This window comes from Bacillus sp. 220_BSPC (assembly GCF_001054655.1).
GTDB classification, from domain to species: domain Bacteria; phylum Bacillota; class Bacilli; order Bacillales; family DSM-1321; genus Peribacillus; species Peribacillus frigoritolerans.
Genome location: NZ_JVPL01000260.1, coordinates 1 through 18227 on the forward strand (window position 1 = coordinate 1; position 18227 = coordinate 18227).

Here is an 18227-nt window from a genome sequence, read left to right on the forward strand (position 1 = left end):
CATAAAAATAGACAAACTCGATTTTCATCGAGTTTGTCTACAGTCTGAAGGATGCCGCCCATATCGGGCGGCATCCTTTCCTTTATATGTACATGCAAAATATTCACGTTATTTTTCATTAAAATGATCCAAAATGAAATCGGGAACATGTTCGCCAGAAAAACTCTTGATGTCCACATCTCTGCTTTCTTTATTATAAAAGGCAGCTGAATACTCCCCGCTCCAATCTATTTGGGCATTATCAATCGCTGTCTCGATTTCAGAAGCGGTCTTAATTTTCAAGCGATTTGGCTGTTGTTCAATCTGCTGTGCAAGTTCACTTTCAGAATTCGTGTGATAAATTTTCGAATCGGACTTCGCAACCAGGATATAAGAAATATCATCAGCCATTAACCGTGCTTGTTCCGATTGTCCGGTACTTACCATCCATTCTGAAAACTGAGGATATGAAGAGTCCCCATTCATATAAATGGTTTTGTTATCATTCAAAAGAATCTCTATGGAGGCGTAATCACCAAAAGAAGAAGTCATTTGTGCGAACGATTGATTATTCAGGTCCTCCGACAATGCCTTCACTGCAGCTTCCAGCTGTTGACGGTCCGTGATCGTTATGGATTTGTCAACTTGGCCGCTCGCCGTTATCTTGATTTCAGAAACGTCTTGAGCGGAAACATTCAATACCTGATTAACCATTTTTTTATATTCATTAGACCCATATATTTTCGCCAATAATGGCATGTATGAGTCGTAATTCAGCAAATGATACTCTCTTGCTAACCGTTTCCCATTCTTGAGTTCATACATCAGAAATACGGATTGACCATCATTCCATTCACCAATGGAAACCTTTTTACCCTTATCGATGATTTCCTGATGCAATAACCTGATCGCTTCAATATTTTCCTTCTCTTTAAGATAATTGGAAGCATTATTCGAGGTGTCATCGCCTTCAAAAAATATAGGAGAATCACCAATATAAATTTGGCTAATCATCTTTTCATCAGGAATCTTGGTCTTATACTGAAGGGGATCTATTTTTATAATGAGTGCCAGCACAATGAAAGCCGCTATAAACGCTACATAACCTTTCAGGTTGACCCGTATTCGCCAAGTCTTTTGCAGGACGATTTCCCCTAAATAATATCCAAGCAAAGAACCGACGGTATATCCGAAAAAAATCCACCCAGGTTCGCCTGTCGTTTCGCTAAAATAAAGCCCTGTAAACAGCATCATGCATAATGTCAGGCCGAATTTAAACACTGGCTTATCTTCGGGTAAACAAATGCCTGCGACACATGCTCCAGCTTTCTCCTCTCATAGAGAAAAAGAGAGCTGATCAGAAAAAGAAAGGTTAATATACTATAAATTAATGTATTAATAGAGAAGAAAGTGATTTTTTCCATCTCCGTTGCTGCTAATAATGGGGAGATGCCATTCATATTGGCACTTAGATAATAATCTGCAGAAAATCCTGCTATCAAAAATTTCACATTAGCTGCAAACAAAACAAAAAGTCCCACCGGCAAAGTAAGAAAAATATAGGTCAGCACTCCTTGAAAGGCTGATAATCCCGTAACCATTCCAAGTAAAACGGCAACAGAAAAGATCAAAGCTTCCAAAATAAATGTTGTCCCCATCCAAGACCATATATCCGTCATGGTATATAGCCGTTCTATATCAATTGCCGAGTGAAATAATATCAATATTGAACCTGTAAGTAAAATCGGCAAACCCATGAAGCCAATTCCCGTTCCAATCATATGAGCGTAGATGCTGCGTCTCGTAATCGGTAAACTATGAATGAAGTCCGAGGCTTGTTTCATTTGTAAAAACCGAAAAAGGAAGATGGCAAGTAATACTGGAATAACGATGACCAAGACAAACTGTATCATCTGCTGACAGGAAAAAAGGTTTTCGAATTCCACATATTCATTGTTCCCATTCAAGATAATCGCTAACATTTCCAGAGGCAGCGCAAATATGAGGCCTACAAGATATAGGAAACCAATCCAGCCAGTGCTTCTGAAAATATAGATAATCAGTTCCCTATTAAACCAGGTTATTCTGGATGACATAACCGATATCCCCCATTTCATAAATGAATATCTCCTCAAGAGTAAGGGGGAGAATATCTAATATTTCTGGCTGAAACTGGTTAAAATGCGATTTAATCATGGCTTCACTACCTTTAACGATACAAACGATCACACTGCCGCGTCTTTCCTTGTTAAGGATTTGAATTCCACGGTATAAACCATGGGGAATTTTATGCTTAAAGGCAATTTGCACTTTATGTACATCAGCTTTCAAGTCATTCAAAACCTTTTGGATAACAAGCTCACCCTTATGCAAAATCCCTACATGATCGGCTAAATCTTCAATTTCCAGGAGATTATGGGACGATAGTAAAATCGTCATATCCCTTTCCGAAACATCCTGAATCAACAACTGTCTCACATTTTTCCGCATGACCGTATCTAATCCATCAAACGGTTCATCCAATATTAGAACTTCCGGCATCGTCGAGAGTGCTAGCCAAAAAGCAACCTGTCTCTGCATCCCCTTCGATAGTTTATGTATTTTATTTTGGACGGGTATCGGGAATACTTCCTGTAATTGATAGAAACGTTCTTGATTCCACTCGCTATAAATATGGCTATAAAAACCTGCCATTTGCGTGATCGTATAGTTAGCCAGGAAATAAGGCGTATCAGGAAGGAAGAAACAACGATTTTTCACTTCACGGTTTTCAAACACATATGATCCATCAATAAGAACTTCACCTGCATCCTGTATCAGGTTGCCTGAAAGCATTTTTAATAGAGTCGTTTTCCCCGCCCCATTTGAACCTAATAACCCGAATATGGAGCCTTTTGGTATAACCAAGGTGATGTTTTTGATTGCTTCTTTTCCTTCATATAATTTACTCACCTGTTTCATTTCAATCATGAATCCCCCCCCTTTGCCAATGGACTGATTTCCTTTATTATTCTATAAATTTCATGTTTATCGATTCCGATATACAGAGCTTCAGCGAGTACCTTTGAAAGCTCGTTTCTGATCTCTTCTTCTTTCAATGAATTTTTGAAGGATTTAGGAGGTGCCACGAAATTCCCTTTGCCTGGTAAGGTATATATAAACCCGTCAGACTCAAGCTGCTTGTACGCTTTCTGGATCGTATTTGGATTGATGGTCAACTCCTGAGCCAATATTCGTATGGATGGGAGCTGATTATGCTCCTGTAAAACTTCATTGATCATTAGTTCCTTTAACTTATCCATCAATTGCTCATATACCGGCTTTCCACTTTGAACATCCAACTCAATCATCATAAACCCTCCTTGCAATGGGTGTATTACATCTCCTAATACAGTACATTATAAAACAATATCTTCCAATTTAAAACCAATTTAATACCATTTTCAAACAATACTCGCTTTCATTTTGTTTAACAAGACTTACAGCAGGGAAGTAATGATAGTAAGAATGAATAAAGGAGTTGTTTTCATTGAAACCATTATATACAGCTACAGTTACCGTACACGGTGGTCGTGAAGGACATATTAAATCAGAGGACGGGATTCTGGATTTCGATGTGAGGTCACCGAAGGAATTAGGTGGTTCCGGTGAGCGCGCCACAAACCCTGAACAGTTATTCGCAGCCGGTTACGCGGCATGTTTTGACAGTGCCTTGAATCTTGTACTGCAAAAAGAAAAGAAAAAGGTCGATACGTCCGTGACGGCAAATGTAACGATCGGTAAAGATGAGGAAGACGGCGGTTTTAAATTGGCTGTAAGGTTGGATGTTTCGATTCCCGACCTAAGCAGGGAAGAAGCCGAAGACTTCGCCAAAAAAGCACACATGACCTGCCCTTATTCAAAAGCAACACGCGGAAACGTCGATGTCACCTTGATTTTGGTATAACGTTTAAGCAAGGGACTGGATACGGCATTAAGGCCGGCTCCAGTCCCTTTTTCTTATTTCACTTCTTCCAATCCCTTCAGTTTCAAAAGAAAGCCAAGACCTATTATCGCCATGATGATCAATGACCCTAATGCCATCCGGCTCGCCAATGTACCGAGGTCATGGAATATCAACGTTATCGTTCCATATAATAACGGACCGATTATTGAAGAGACTTTTCCAGAAAATGCAAATAGTCCAAAAAATTGCCCCCTCTTCTCATCTGGAGTCAATTCAATGATATACGTCCGTGATGTCACCCACATCGAACCTAGCGAAATGCCGAACATACTCCCTGCAACCCAGAACCAAAGGGCGGTTTGTGCGAAGACCGCTATAAATAATGCGACCAAGAGCAGAACTCCCACATATGTCACAGCCAGCCGCGGTCCCTTCGACTGCGTGACGTATCCAAACAGAAACGATCCGGCAATGCTCGATACTGTCGATACCAAGTAAAGCAAAATGAATCCGCTGGAGGAAAATCCAACAACAGTCTTGGCATAAACCGCCATCATGCCGATAGTGGTCGCAATTGCATCATTTAAAAAGAAATAAGCAATCATGAATGTAAAAACCGATCGATAGGATCGCATCTCTTTAAATGTTGATTTAATTTCCTTATAACCAGATAAAAAAGGTTCTTTCGCTTTTTGCTGTTTTGGAGACTCTTTTAAAAAAAAGAATAAGGGAAGGGAAAAAACCAGAAATAAAATGGCCGTGGGAATGAAGGCTTCATGTGAACTCCCTTTACTAATGAATGGATAGATTGACAGTCCCACCAACGTTCCAAGGTAGCCTACCGCCACGCCAAACCCTGATATAAGCGGCAATTGCTGTTTCGTGCCTAAATCACTCATCATCGTATCATAGAAGACAAGACTCGAATGATAGAAAAACTTTGCTATCACAAATAAAAGAATGACGATCGCCAAGGAAACGGGAATCCCCAGAATCTTTCCATCCAACGACATCCCTCCGAATACCCCCATTAAAAATGTACATACAACGGAAATAAGTGTGAAAATCATAATGTATTTTTTCATTTTTCCCGTTCGATCGATCATGACACCGAACAGCGGGGAAAACAAAACAAGAAACAAACTGGCAATCGCATTAGCGTAGGAGATGAAGGTACTCGCAATCTGATCAAGAACGGCATTTTCCCCAATCTGTTCCTGGAGGAAGAATGGAAAGAAAATCGTATTGATATTAGAAGAAAAAATCGTATTGGCAAAATCGTAAAACGCCCAAGAGAGAATGGGTAGGGAAAAATATAAACCAAAATTCCCTTTCCATTTTTTAGCCTTCGGTTTCACCTGCAATTCCATCTGCTTTCCCTCCTTATTGATACTTAAATTATATGTATTCCATACCTTTCCAATAAATCCTTTAAGTCGGATTATAACATTGTGTAAAACATGATTTTTTCCTGCCTAACATGTAATATTATGAAATGAGACTGTCCTGCTTACTTTTAATCATTGTGCCTGATAGGAGTGTGAAAGATGACCGCATTTTTTCTTATTATCGTGATAATCATGCTTGTCCTGTTCGCTCTCTACGCTAAAAGATCAAAAAGTGATTTCCCTAAAAGCTTAATGATGCAGCATTCCCCCATTAAAATTGGACATCGAGGTGCATCTGGATACTGCCCCGAGAATACAATGGCATCTTATAAAAAAGCAATTGAATTGGGAGCTGATTTCCTGGAAGTGGATATCCACCTCAGTAAAGATGATGTCCTTGTGGTTCATCATGATCCCACCTTGGATCGAACCACAAACGGCAAAGGGAACCTCCGTGATTACACGGCAGCCGAATTAAAGGAACTGGATGCAGGAAGCTGGTATCATTCTCGCTATAAAAACGAAAGGATTCCTTTACTAAGGGAGGTATTGGAGAATTTCGGGTCTGAAGTCGGCATTTTAATCGAATTGAAACATCCCTCTGCTTATCCCGGCATAGAAGAGAAACTTGCAGAAGAATTAGGTGAATTCCAAGAATGTTCAACGAGTAAAAATAAGATAATGGTTCATTCGTTCGATATGGAATCCATGAAAAGGTTTCATCAATTAATGCCGGACATACAAGTGGGCGTTTTGATAAAACGGCGAATCAATGACCAAAAATTAAAAGAGATTGCCGAGTTTGCATCATTTTTGAATCCAAAACAAACGATTTTGAGTACGAAGCTGCAAATGCGAATCCAAAAGCACGGGATGAAAGTATTTACATGGACTGTCAACAATAAAAAACAAATACACATGTTCAAAATGATGCAGGTAGATGGTATCATTTCCGATTTTCCGGATTATTTTTTGGATTGAAACTTTGAATGATAAGTGAAAAAATGAAGATAACTAGTTCTTTACACAATTCAGGGTGAGACCATTCCGAATCCCTTTTAAAATTCCCTATGAAATTTCGATTAATGGTTAAGAACAAAAGACTGCAGGCAAAAACATAGTTGATTGGAGCGGGTGTGCGAGACTCCTGTGGGAATAGCGAATCAAGGGAGACCCCACAGGCGCAAGATCGCCGAGGGCGGACCGCCCGCAGAAAGCGAGTGCCCTACATTCCAATCAACTTCCAAATTTGCACAAGCAAAACAATGTAGACAAACTCGATTTTCATCGAGTTTGTCTACATTCTGAACAATCCGCAAATGCGGATTGTTTTTAATAACAATGAAAGAACTGTATTTCATGCGCGTCCGTTCCATAATAAGCCCATCGCTGTTGACTTCGTCTCCATCGATAACCTGCCACTGAATTATATCCGACATATGTTGGGTAAAACCAAAATGAACGGCCATTCTTAAGCCAAATATACGTATGTTTGTATAAGCAGCGTTTCATTGACCCAGTGTCCATTGCCTTATACATTCCTTCATGAAGTTGTGGAGTGAATAATGGCGGAGCTATATGAGGCGGTCCTCCTCCGTGCGGCGGCCGTGGCGGCGGCTGGCCCCCTCCATAGGAAGGACCAGGCGGGCCAGGAGGAGTCCTTACTTCCATCATCTGATTTTCTAATGGATATGGCGCTACCAAGAAATCTTTGCCCATATTTCGGAGATGTGCATTTTGATCATTACCGTTATGGTCGTTCTGTTGATTCAATGAATCGTATGGTTTCATACCTTTTCACCTCATAATTGAACTTCCTTTTATCCGTATGTAGTCGAATGACCATGTGTGCATGCTTTGCTCTGGACAGTCTCGAAATTGGTTGCTATTTGATCTATTCATGAAAATGATTCATCAGAAAATATTCCCTGTTTATTTTTTGAATAAATCCCTATATTTTTTAGCTTTCTTGCCCTAGAATTGATATAGTGTTGTTAATGATTTAAACTCAAAATGGTCAAAAGTCATTTAGGCCCTAAATCATTTTTGGACAAATTTCATTATCTTTGAAAAAACGAGGGATTCCTATGTGGGAATTATTATTAGAATTCGATTATCAAACCGTTCGCCATGCGGTATGGGCAGGTTACTTATTTACCTTTGTCTTTCCACTGGCCGCGTTTTACTTCTTAAATAAAAAGCAATCACTCTTGAATGACAAATATCAAGCTTCCGTTCATACAGATAAAAGTAAATCCCCTGTTCATGCAGGCAGCATTTTCGACTGGCGCGGTGCACAGCGCTTTTTCACCTTTATCCGGCAAAAGGATTCACCAGATGATTCCGATGAGCCAAGCCTCCTTCTAGTTGTTTAAACATTAACAATTCGAGGAGGAAATTATATTGAAGAAGAAAAATATGTTTTTAATTGCCGTCCTATTTTTGGCAACGACCCTTTTGACTGGTTGCTCAGCAGCAACGAGCGGTCCATTTCATACAGCATTGGTTAACCCCATGACAAAAATGCTGGAATTCAATGCTGATTTATTTAATGGCAACTATGGTTTAAGCATCATCATGATGACATTTTTGATTCGCCTTGTTTTGCTTCCACTGACTGCCAAGCAATATAAAACACAGCTTAGCATGAAGACGAAGATGAATGGGCTGAAACCGGAAATGACAGCAATCCAGCAGAAAATCAAAGAGACGAAAGATCCAGCTAAACAAAAGGCCCTCCAGCAGGAAATGATGCAGCTTTACCAAAAGCATGGAGTCAATCCTTTAAACATGGGCTGTCTGCCGCTCTTGATTCAAATGCCGATCCTAATGGGCTTTTATTACGCGATTCAAGGTTCCCATGAAATTGCAACCCATAGTTTCCTTTGGTACAGCCTAGGCCAGCCGAATATTGCCATGGCGATTATCGCTGGTGTCATTTATTATTTCCAATCGGTCATATCCGTGAGACAAATGCCGGAAGAACAGCAGAAACAAATGAAGATGATGAGCTTGCTCTCACCAGCAATGATTTTATTCATTTCTTTCTCCGCTCCTGCTGCATTGCCACTATATTGGTCAATCGGAGGTATATTCATGATTGTTCAGTCAATCGTGCTTCAGCGAATATATAAAAAAGACCATGCCGCAGTCCCGGCTGCAAATGAAACGGTCATGAAAAAAAGCTAATCCACTTGGATTAGCTTTTTTCATACTTTCATTTTCCACTTGCACTGGAAATTGATAGGATTTCCAGGGTGAGATCACTTTGTTTTATTTCTTCGGCAATGGATTTGTTGAAACTTTTTCGAAAAATCCCTCTACATATTCAAAATCCGTGTAAAAGAACAATAATAGGTCACCCGGTTGTGATTTCTCCCAGGCTTTTATGAATGCGTCCAATTCATTAGGTTCGATGAATGTCCGATCTTTTTGTAACCCAGCTTCTACCGCAGCATCCTGAAGCAGCCCGGCTACTTCTAACGGCTCCCTTCCCCGCAAATCATCGTCTTCTTTAATGATGAACAGATCGGAATTAATGGCCGCTATCTTGGAGAGTCTGATAAGTTCTTCATCAATACGGTCCCCCGGCCCTGCCAAAACAGTGATAAGATGATTTTTGTTATAGGCACTGACCGTTTCGAATATGGCCTTCAATCCCGCTTCATTATGGGCATAGTCAATGATGATCGTGCGCTCTTTCAACTTTTTCAAATTGAACCGTCCTTTGGACAAATTCGTATCAGGCATAAATGTGGCAGCCTTCCTTCTTAGTTCTTCCATGGAAATGCCTTGTGTTTCGGCTGCGGCTAACGCCTGAAGTAAATTGGCGATATTATGACGTGCCATGCCGGAAATCGTTATTGGAACCATGGTGCAATCCATAAATGGATGGATGACTCCATCAGCTGAATGACAAATGACGCCTTTTTCATTGACGTACCAAACTTTACATCCCTTATCTATCGCAGCTTTCACGTGAGGCTGGGTGGCATCTGTAGAGGTGTAAATGACCTCCCCATCTGTATAAGCGTTCATGGCAGCTACATTCGGATCATCTGCATTCAGTACACAATAGCCTGTTTTCATTACGACTTCGGCTACCAGCCTCTTTAATTTAATGAGATCATCCAATGTATCGATTCCATCACGGCCGAGGTGATCCTCACTTACATTGGTGATGATCCCCACATCACATTTACGAAAAGCCAGACCTTCACGCAGAATCCCGCCCCGGGCCGTTTCCAATACGGCAATATCGACTTCAGGATGGGCCAATACCATTCTTGCACTGACGGGGCCACTGCAGTCACCGTGATCCAATACCTCATCGCCGATATATACTCCATCAGAATTTGTCATACCAACTTTTGTTTTTTCATTAGTAAGAAAATAATGAATCAATCGGGTTGTTGTCGTCTTTCCATTTGTTCCGGTCACTGCGATGATCGGTATAGCCGCCTCTTCCCTGGTCGGAAATAAATAATCGACAATGGCTTTGCCTACATCCCTTTTTTTCCCTTCACTTGGATAATGATGCATTCGAATTCCCGGTGCAGCATTCACTTCAATAATTGCAGTCCTTGAATATTCGATCGGTTTTGATATATCCTCACAAATAAAATCTATTCCGGCGATATCCAAACCGATCGCTTTCGCAGCAGCAACAGCCATATTATTAATGGTCGGATGAACCTGGTCCGTTACATCGATTGCCTTTCCGCCAGTCGAAAGATTTGCATTGCCGACAACCTGAACCAATTCCCCTTGATTCGGAATCGTATCAAGCGTCCGATTCGACTTTTCCAAATAACACGTCACGGTATGTGTAAGTGGGATTTTTGACATCGGCTTTTCATGACCATCTCCCCGCAAATCATTACCATTTTCCTTTTCTATTAAACTGCGTATCGTTTCCTTGCCATTGCCAATAACATAGGGAGGAAGCCTCAAACTGGCGGCGATAAGTTCTCCATTAACTATCAGTAACCGATAATCATGTCCTTCAATATGCCGTTCGACAATGTACTTCTCCACATGCAACTCCAAACAATTGATTACATTGAATAGCTCATCCTTATTTTTGATATGGGTGATGACACCCTGACCCTGTCTCCCATTATACGGTTTTATGACCAGTGGAAAACCCAGCCTGTCCGCCGAGGCAAAGATATCTTCAATGGAATGGGCAACTTCCCCTTCAGGTACAGGGAGGCCACAACCTCTTAAAATGGATTTGGTCAATGCTTTGTCACATGAATTCTCAACCGCAATATTCGAAGTCTGGCTAGAGATTGTCGCCTGGACATACTTCTGCCTTGCACCTGTTCCTAAACGCAGTAAGCTTTCATCACCCATTCGCTCGACAGGGATATCTTTTGCTTGTGCTGCCTTAAAAATGGCTTCGGTACTTGGCCCCAGTTTATTTTTATAATATAACTGCTCTATTTGTTTTACATAAGATTGTACATTTATAAGTTTTTCACCATTCAGGATGGCTTCCGCGATATCTTTCGCTGCTAAAAAAGCTTGAAGACCTGAGTGAGGCTCCTGATAGTCAAAGGTAACATAATAAAAACCCTTCTTTTCCATCATTATCGTTTTTCCGCGAATGGCTTCGATTCCGGCCAAGTTTTGAAGCTCAATCGTCATATGCTCCAATATATGTCCCATCCATGTTCCTTTTCTCAGCCTTTCGGCGAAACCGCCTCGATAACCTTTTGAACATGTATGGCTTCCCAAGTTCGGGAGCGCCTTTAATAATTTTTCATTGAATCCAGGGATTGAATCAGATGGTTTCTGTTCCAGTTCCCCTATATCCAATTCAATGCAAATCGTAGGTGTATAAGCAAAATAATTAGGTCCTTTTAAATAACGGACTCGATTGATCTTCATTGTTGGATCCCCTTTTTCATCAACAATTTCCTGGTAAGCAGGTCAAAACGGTATCCCCTGGTTAGTGCATGAAGGTTAAATCCCGAAAGAGTCAACTCTTCACTGCCATTATCAGAAGATGTGATATTGATATAATCACTGGTGCTGCCATCAAGAACCAATACTTGATGTTGGCCGACTACTTCAAAATGACCGTCTTTAACTAAAATTGCTGTATTTTCATCAATGCCAATACCCATAATTTCTTTTTTCCCTGCTATTGCACTTAACAGACGGTCAAATCGGCCACGCTGGGAAAAATGTTGATCGATTATCAGTCCGTCCAGGAAGCCGAAACCTAAGCCAATTTCAACCTTTAACTTATTGTCATTCAGCATCGTGTCAGCCGCAACGATCATATACTTACCTAAAATCGAAGCACCAGCACTTGTCCCTGCTATCACCATTCCTTCATGCCATGCTTTAGAAAGGGCATCGTGGAACTTTGTTTTTCCAATCAGTTCAGACAATCGGCTTTGGTTTCCCCCTGAAATGAAGATGGCGGAAAAGGATGCTAGCTGTTCACAAATTGCCGGATCGTCTGCATCTTGCCTTGAATCCAGCTTGATCACTTCAACCCTGTCCACACCTAAATCCCTGAAAATCTTAATATACTCTGTACTCACTTCCTCAGGAATTTCACTCGCTGTAGGCAATATTCCTATTCCGCCTTCGCTATGGGTTGCAAGCTCGACAAATTTATTTAATACTTCACCTTCAAGGCACTTATCCTCTGCCCCGCCAATGATAAGTAATTCACCACAATTCATTCATCATACTCACCTTTACAAATGGATTCACATCATGAAATTGCTCTAAACAGAACACATAATGACTAGTATGGCAAATTCTTTCAGTATTCATTCATAAAAATGGCAAACTGCATAATTTTGTTTAACTTAATGAAAAAAGAGGAAAAGTAATAGAGTAAAAAATAAAAGGAGTGTGTAAAAAATGAGCCAAAACCAAATAAAAGAAAAAGTATTGAACATCATCCGTGATCATAAAATAGGAGTTTTATCTTCTGTTGAAAACAACAAACCACATTCACGCTATATGACATTTTTTAACGATGATTTAACTTTATACACACCAACGAGCGGAAAGACGGAAAAAATCGATGAAATTGAAAAGAACCCTAATGTTCATATCCTGATTGGCTATGATAATGAAGGATTGGGCGATTCTTACCTGGAAATCTCAGGTACCTCGAAAATAAACGATTCTCAGGAACTGAAAGATAAATTATGGAATGAATCATTTGAACGGTGGTTCGAAGGTCCGAAAGATCCAAATTATTTAATTCTGCAAATTAAGCCGGAAAGCATACGGTTGATGAACAACAATGGTGAACCTCCACAAGAATTATCATTATAAATCTTTATTTTTTGTACTTACGCCAATTGACGAGTATTACGCTCAAACTCACGAGTAAATGGCCAAAATTCACGAGTAAAACACCGAAACTCACGAGTATTGATCGAAATTCACGAGTATTACTCCAAATCAGGAGGAAATGACCGAAATTCACGTGTAAAACACCAAAACTCACGAGTATTTGATCGAAATTCATGAGTATTACTCCAAATCACGAGTAAATGACCGAAATTCACGTGCATTTCACTAACTCAGTACTATACTAAAAATAGTTCTATAAAACAGTTAAAAGCCCGCACATGAGTGCGGGCTTTTCTCACGATTATACCAACTCTGATTGGATATAATGCAAAATCAGATTAGCTGTATGCTTTAATGAAGAGACATGTGTCCGCTCGAAGGCATGTGATGCATCGATTCCCGGTCCGATCAGGCCATGGACGACATCATATCCTGCCCGGATGGCAGCGGAAGCGTCCGATCCGTAATATGGATAAATATCGACGCGGTAGTCGACAGCATTTGCTTGGGCAAGTGAGACCAGATGCTGACGCAGTTTATAATGATAAGGACCCGAGGAGTCTTTTGCGCAAATGGAAACGCTGAATTCATCCGTCGTTTGTCCATCACCGATCGCGCCCATATCGACAGCTAGATATTCGACTGTTTTCTCAGGGATATTGGAATTTCCGCCATAGCCGATTTCTTCATTGTTGGAAATCAGGAAATGGGTCGTATATGCCAATTTTATCTTTCCTGCGGAAATGAGGTCAATGATATGAAGGAGGATACCCACACTAGCTTTATCATCCAAATGCCTTGATTTCAAAAAGCCTGTATCCGTCACTTCCACTCTCGGTTCAAAGGAGACAAAATCTCCAACAGAAATGCCAATGGCCTCGGTTTCCGCTTTAGTTTTCACGATAGCATCTATCCGGACCTCTATTGTCTCATCATCACGCTTCGCATCGCCGGCATTTTTATATACGTGGACAGAGGTCTGATTGATTAAAATGGTCCCGGTGATGATGGCTCCGTCAGCTGTATGGATTTTACAATACTCTCCTTCCACTGAGTTCCAGCGGAAACCGCCGATCATCGTCAATTTAAGGCGGCCATTCGCCTTGATTTCCTTTACCATGGCTCCCAGGGTATCGACATGGGCAGTCAGCAAGCGTTGTTTGTCATCATCTTCGCCTTTTAATGTAGCAAGCAATGCCCCTTTATTCGTGATGTTGTAAGGAACCTGCCTCTGCTCCATGAAATCGGCCGCGTATTTAATGGCTTGTTCAGTATAGCCGGAGGGGCTTGGTATGGACACCAATTCTTTTATGTAAGATACGATTTCTTTTTCTTCGATCACGCTCATGCATATCTCTCCTTTCCTCTTTGTTCATTATATCTTTTCATGGCAACTTTTAACATATTAAAAGACCGCCAAAAGGCGGCCCTTTAATCGATTTAACCCATAAAAGCCATTACAGGCAAGATGGCCATAGCCAATGTTGCAATTCCATATAACGCTAAATTCTCCATATTCACTCTTCTTTTCCACTTATCTCGCCATACCTTGTATCTGTCCATATCTTCGTTCCTCATAAAAAAACCTCCTTCATGATGAAAGTTTCAACTTACTTCAATTGTCTTTGTTTGTTGGACATTTCTTTCATATATTCCAAGAAGGCAATTCTCTTTTCGTCTGGATAGGCTACAATGTCTGCAATGATTTCCTCTTCGAGAGGTTTCAGTAAACGACCAACCGATTCAGTAAACAATATTTCTAACTCTCTCTTTGTTTCATTAGGATTTCTCACTTCCATCAATATCACCCTTCCAATTACTTACTATTATCTATATAACCGTTATCCACTCCATTAAAACGCAAAAAAAATCGACCGCCATAAAGGCAGCCGATAGTCAGCTTAAATTATTTCGTTACCCCGACATTATGCCATTGATATTGACGGCCTGCGAGATAATCGTAACCTGTAACGCGTTCATTCACTCCAGCCAATTGATAACGGAATAAAGTCGGAATGACCGGAACCTCTTCATGAATCAATTCTTGCCACTCATTATACGTATCGATTCGATATTGATCATCGAAGGCTTCCTCTGAAATCCCTTTAGCAAGAAGCTCATCATTTTTTTCACTCACCCAGCGGGTATAGTTAAATTCTGCAGACCTGGACCATATTCCTGATGGATCCGGATCGGAAGCGACACCCCATGCTGCTGAATAAACATCAACTTCGTCATTATCCTTTTTCAGGAGGTCGTAGAATGAATTGAACTCATGCAGCCTTCCATCCTGCAATTCGACATCCAACCCTACTTGTTCCCATTGCTGTATATAATACCTTGCCAGTGGCTCGGAAACATCGGAACCGCTCATGGAAGCAAAGTTGATTTTGAACTCTTTTCCATCAGCATCCTCACGAATGCCATCATTATTCGTATCTACAAATCCTGCTTCATCCAAAAGTTCCTTAGCTTTTTCAGGATTATATTCATATGCTTTTACATCTTTATTGTTATATTTAAAGTTCGGGGTAATGACAGAGTTGGCAGGGAAGCGAAGGCCCTTGTACATCTTTTCGCCAACTTCTTTATTATTGATGGCATATGCCATTGCCTGACGAAGGCGTTTGTCACCGAATTTAGGATTTTCATCCATAACATTCTCTTCTTTTTCCTTATCATAATGACCGAAGTTGAAACCAATATAGGAATAAGCCAATTCAACTTTCCCCAATAATTCGACATTATCCAATTCCTTGGCTTGCTCATATTGCTCCGCCAGGACCTCCGCTACATCCAGGTCACCATTTTCAAGTGACTTGACGACAACCGACGGATTCACGACTTTTAATGTGACACTGTCCAATTTAGGTTCACCGCGGTAATAATCTTTATTCGCTTCGAATTCGACCGCTTCCCCTTGAACGATTTTCTTCACTTTGAATGGTCCGAAACCGATCGGGTTTTTACGGATTTTATCAGAAGATTCCAAATCTGCAATCGGAACATCCTTTAAGTATTCTTTATGAAGCGGGTATGTCCATAATCCGGTCGTGACGGATGGGTTCGCTTTTTTGAAAGTGAAAGTGATTTTCTTGCCATCGACTTTAATGCCTGAAATCTTATCCGCTTTCCCTTCATGATACTCTTCCATACCCTCGATCAAAGCCATTTGCTCATCATAGCGGACACCTTTGTAATCTTTGCTTCCCATGACAAGATATGCATATTCCAAATCAGCGCCAGTCACAGGCTTTCCGTCATGCCAATTTACATTATCCTTAATCGTCAGCGTGACCGTTTTATGATCGTCCGAAATCTCATAGGAAGCGGCACCTTCATTCGTGAAAACATAGTCTTCGTCTGTATCCAATAAATCCTCATCAAAGAATGTGATAACTTGGTTATCGGGTTCGCCTTGATAGAAAACCTTGTTTAATATCCCTTCAAACGGGGTATCTGATACCAAACCATATGTCAAATGGCCGCCTTCAATCGGCTCTCCTTGATTCGTCGTCTTTGTCGGGAATTTAGAGGTATCGACCTGTTCGACATCTTTCCCTTTTTTCTCTTTCGTTGACGATTTCTCCGTATCATTCGAACATGCAGCAAGCAGTAGAGACGAAATGGCCAATGCACTTAATACCTTACTGTAGCTTTTGATTTTCATATCATACACTCCCCTTTTTTTATCCTCTTCTTTGTCTTGCATCGGCTGCGCGTTTTAACGCTTGACCAACGAAATTTATACTCAGCATCAACACTAAAATCATGAGTGATGCGGGTACCCATATCCACCACTTGTTTTCCAGAACATCTGGATTTCGAGCATAACTGATGAGCGTCCCTAAACTCGGGGTGCTTTCCGGAAGGCCGAACCCTAAGAAAGTCAAACTGGATTCTAAGCCAATATTGCCAGCAAGGTTCAAAATGAAGTTAACGATGATCAATGAACTGACATTGGGCAGAAGCTGAAATAGGATGATTTTCCAATGTGACGTCCCGAGAGTCTGTGAGGCATGAATATAATCCAGCTCACGCTCAGACAAAGCCTTTGAACGAATCAGCCGTGCCTTTCCTGTCCATAAAAACATCGTCATGATTAAAATGAAAACATATACATTGAAGATCGGTACAATCGTGACCACAACGATGATGAACATCAATTGCGGCAGGGCAATCACGAAATCGATAACACGCATGATCACATTATCGGTTGCCCCGCCAAAGTAACCGGCAAGAAGTCCTAAAGATAAACCGATGATGGCCGTGAATAATGTAATGAATAAACTGATCGTGAATGAATTCCTGGTACCTATTATCAGTTGTCCGAATACATCCCGGCCACCATAATCGGTTCCAAGCCAATAGTCTGAAGATGGTTCCATATAAATGGAGAGAAAATCGACTTTGGCTATTTCCTTGGCGTCCATGAAGAACGACGCACCGTAAACAAAAAGCAATATGGCTGCTAATATAATCAATGAGCCCATGGCAAGTTTATCTTTTTTGATTTCCTGCCAGATGATTTTCATTCCTGAAGGGCTCACATCGTTAACTTGTATGTTCTTTCCGGTTTCCACTTTCATTTCCATACGACTCACCCCGCTCCTATTCTATCCGTATACGCGGATCGACCGCACTAAGTATGATGTCCGAAAGAAGAGTGCCAAGCAGAGTGGCAAATCCCGTCATCATGACGATGGCCGTGACAACACTGAAATCCCGCAGACTTACTGAACTAAGGAAAAGCTGCCCCAGTCCCGGATAACTGAAAATGGTTTCGATTATGACCGCGCCGCCGATCAATCCAGTAATTTCATAACCTAAGAATGCTGCTATCGGTAAAAAGGAATTTCTCAGGATATGCCGTGAATACACTTTTGATTCAGGCACACCCTTCGAACGCGCTGTCCTTACGAAATCCTTGATTTTATTATCGATGATTTCATTTCGCAAATATTGGATCGTACTTGTAGTTGCAATTAAAGCTGTACTTAAAGCTGGTAAAATCAAATGATTGATCTTGCTTACAACATAGGCGAAAGTTCCTTCGTCCACCTTTGAATCGACACTGCCGCCAGACGGGAACCAATCCAGGGCAAATCCGAAAACGAATAACATGATTAAAGCAAAAATGAAAATCGGGGTGCCGAACCCTACATAGCTATAACCCGTAACGGTTTTATCCACCCAGGTATCGTTATACCTTCCGCTAAGTATGCCTAATGGTATCGCAAGCATATATGTAAAGATAAGCGTGACCAAAGCCAGGAACACCGTGTTCCAAAGCCTGTCTTCGATCACATCCATAACGGGCGTCTTATGTGTATAGGAAACACCGAAATCACCCTGTAATGCATTGGATGCCCACCTTATATATTGTTGGTACCAAGGGTCATTCAAACCCAGTTCTTCCCTGATCCTATCAAGTTCTGCCGGATTGGCCCTAGGGTTGATTTCCTGGCCGGACAGGGCATCCCCTGGCATTGCCTTTGCCATCATGAAAACGATGATGCTCAATAAAAAGAGCTGCGGGATCATAACTAATAATCGTCTTAGGATAAATTTCCACATATTCC

General features: G+C 41.0%; 20 protein-coding genes. 5 read left to right on the forward strand and 15 right to left on the reverse strand.

Annotation, left to right across the window (positions count from 1 at the left end; genetic code table 11):
- Positions 1-108: 108 nt before the first annotated feature.
- From ADA55_RS20515 to ADA55_RS20530, 4 genes are read right to left on the reverse strand one after another with little or no spacing between them, the layout of a single operon-like run.
- The gene (locus ADA55_RS20515) at positions 109-1260 is read right to left on the reverse strand and encodes a DUF6449 domain-containing protein (RefSeq protein WP_048687246.1); all 1152 of its coding nucleotides are present in this window, start codon (positions 1258-1260) and stop codon (positions 109-111) included.
- Complete coding sequence (locus tag ADA55_RS20520) at positions 1242-2075, reverse strand: hypothetical protein (protein ID WP_048687248.1); 834 nt, start codon at positions 2073-2075, stop codon at positions 1242-1244. Before ADA55_RS20520 ends, ADA55_RS20515 begins: the two co-directional genes overlap by 19 nt.
- Positions 2050-2949, reverse strand: coding sequence for an ABC transporter ATP-binding protein (locus ADA55_RS20525; protein ID WP_048687251.1), 900 nt, complete (start codon positions 2947-2949; stop codon positions 2050-2052). The genes ADA55_RS20520 and ADA55_RS20525 overlap by 26 nt, the downstream gene beginning before the upstream one ends.
- Positions 2946-3329 (reverse strand): GntR family transcriptional regulator, encoded by a 384-nt coding sequence (locus ADA55_RS20530; RefSeq protein WP_048687253.1) that lies wholly within the window; start codon positions 3327-3329, stop codon positions 2946-2948. Before ADA55_RS20530 ends, ADA55_RS20525 begins: the two co-directional genes overlap by 4 nt.
- 179 nt (positions 3330-3508) lie before the next feature.
- Here ADA55_RS20530 and ADA55_RS20535 point away from each other — a divergent pair, with 179 nt between their 5' ends.
- On the forward strand, positions 3509-3925 hold the full coding sequence (locus ADA55_RS20535) for an organic hydroperoxide resistance protein (protein ID WP_034314249.1): 417 nt from the start codon (positions 3509-3511) through the stop codon (positions 3923-3925).
- Positions 3926-3978: 53 nt separating this feature from the next.
- Here the strand turns inward: ADA55_RS20535 and ADA55_RS20540 are convergent, their stop codons facing one another.
- Entirely contained in the window at positions 3979-5295 is a 1317-nt protein-coding gene (locus ADA55_RS20540) for an MFS transporter (protein WP_048687254.1), read from the reverse strand.
- A 177-nt stretch (positions 5296-5472) separates the two neighbouring features.
- Between ADA55_RS20540 and ADA55_RS20545 the strand changes: the two genes are divergently transcribed.
- Positions 5473-6294, forward strand: coding sequence for a glycerophosphodiester phosphodiesterase (locus tag ADA55_RS20545; protein WP_048687256.1), 822 nt, complete (start codon positions 5473-5475; stop codon positions 6292-6294).
- A gap of 351 nt (positions 6295-6645) precedes the next feature.
- On the opposite strand, the gene ADA55_RS20550 is transcribed toward ADA55_RS20545, so the two are convergent.
- Complete coding sequence (locus ADA55_RS20550; protein WP_053087441.1) at positions 6646-7104, reverse strand: hypothetical protein; 459 nt, start codon at positions 7102-7104, stop codon at positions 6646-6648.
- 296 nt (positions 7105-7400) lie between these two features.
- Here ADA55_RS20550 and ADA55_RS20555 point away from each other — a divergent pair, with 296 nt between their 5' ends.
- Complete coding sequence (locus ADA55_RS20555) at positions 7401-7688, forward strand: hypothetical protein (protein WP_048687259.1); 288 nt, start codon at positions 7401-7403, stop codon at positions 7686-7688.
- Positions 7689-7716: 28 nt separating this feature from the next.
- Positions 7717-8502 carry a membrane protein insertase YidC gene (gene yidC, locus ADA55_RS20560; RefSeq protein ID WP_226990517.1) on the forward strand — a complete coding sequence of 262 codons (786 nt, stop codon included), beginning with the start codon at positions 7717-7719 and terminating at the stop codon, positions 8500-8502.
- 84 nt (positions 8503-8586) lie between these two features.
- Here the strand turns inward: yidC and cphA are convergent, their stop codons facing one another.
- Together cphA and ADA55_RS20570 are read right to left on the reverse strand one after the other, a co-directional pair.
- Entirely contained in the window at positions 8587-11208 is a 2622-nt protein-coding gene (gene cphA, locus ADA55_RS20565) for a cyanophycin synthetase (RefSeq protein WP_048687261.1), read from the reverse strand.
- Positions 11205-12017: a cyanophycinase gene (locus ADA55_RS20570; RefSeq protein WP_048687263.1), complete on the reverse strand. Its 813-nt coding sequence runs from the start codon at positions 12015-12017 to the stop codon at positions 11205-11207. Before ADA55_RS20570 ends, cphA begins: the two co-directional genes overlap by 4 nt.
- A 184-nt stretch (positions 12018-12201) precedes the next feature.
- Between ADA55_RS20570 and ADA55_RS20575 the strand changes: the two genes are divergently transcribed.
- Positions 12202-12624 carry a pyridoxamine 5'-phosphate oxidase family protein gene (locus tag ADA55_RS20575; RefSeq protein WP_048687265.1) on the forward strand — a complete coding sequence of 141 codons (423 nt, stop codon included), beginning with the start codon at positions 12202-12204 and terminating at the stop codon, positions 12622-12624.
- Positions 12625-12628: 4 nt separating this feature from the next.
- On the opposite strand, the gene ADA55_RS20580 is transcribed toward ADA55_RS20575, so the two are convergent.
- The 7 genes from ADA55_RS20580 to opp4B all read right to left on the reverse strand — a co-directional run bounded on the left by ADA55_RS20580 (position 12629) and on the right by opp4B (position 18222).
- A complete protein-coding gene (locus ADA55_RS20580; protein WP_048687267.1) occupies positions 12629-12820 on the reverse strand; it encodes a hypothetical protein in 192 nt (63 codons plus the stop codon).
- A 126-nt stretch (positions 12821-12946) separates the two neighbouring features.
- Entirely contained in the window at positions 12947-13993 is a 1047-nt protein-coding gene (locus tag ADA55_RS20585) for a M42 family metallopeptidase (RefSeq protein ID WP_048687269.1), read from the reverse strand.
- A gap of 92 nt (positions 13994-14085) precedes the next feature.
- On the reverse strand, positions 14086-14223 hold the full coding sequence (locus ADA55_RS29565; protein ID WP_153246153.1) for a hypothetical protein: 138 nt from the start codon (positions 14221-14223) through the stop codon (positions 14086-14088).
- A gap of 32 nt (positions 14224-14255) precedes the next feature.
- Positions 14256-14444, reverse strand: coding sequence for a hypothetical protein (locus tag ADA55_RS20590; RefSeq protein ID WP_034314269.1), 189 nt, complete (start codon positions 14442-14444; stop codon positions 14256-14258).
- 107 nt (positions 14445-14551) lie between these two features.
- The gene (opp4A, locus tag ADA55_RS20595; RefSeq protein ID WP_048687272.1) at positions 14552-16315 is read right to left on the reverse strand and encodes an oligopeptide ABC transporter substrate-binding protein; all 1764 of its coding nucleotides are present in this window, start codon (positions 16313-16315) and stop codon (positions 14552-14554) included.
- 19 nt (positions 16316-16334) lie between these two features.
- The gene (locus ADA55_RS20600; protein WP_048687312.1) at positions 16335-17234 is read right to left on the reverse strand and encodes an ABC transporter permease; all 900 of its coding nucleotides are present in this window, start codon (positions 17232-17234) and stop codon (positions 16335-16337) included.
- 22 nt (positions 17235-17256) lie between these two features.
- Positions 17257-18222, reverse strand: a complete 966-nt coding sequence (gene opp4B / locus ADA55_RS20605; protein WP_048687273.1) for an oligopeptide ABC transporter permease — start codon at positions 18220-18222, stop codon at positions 17257-17259.
- Positions 18223-18227 lie beyond the last annotated feature (5 nt).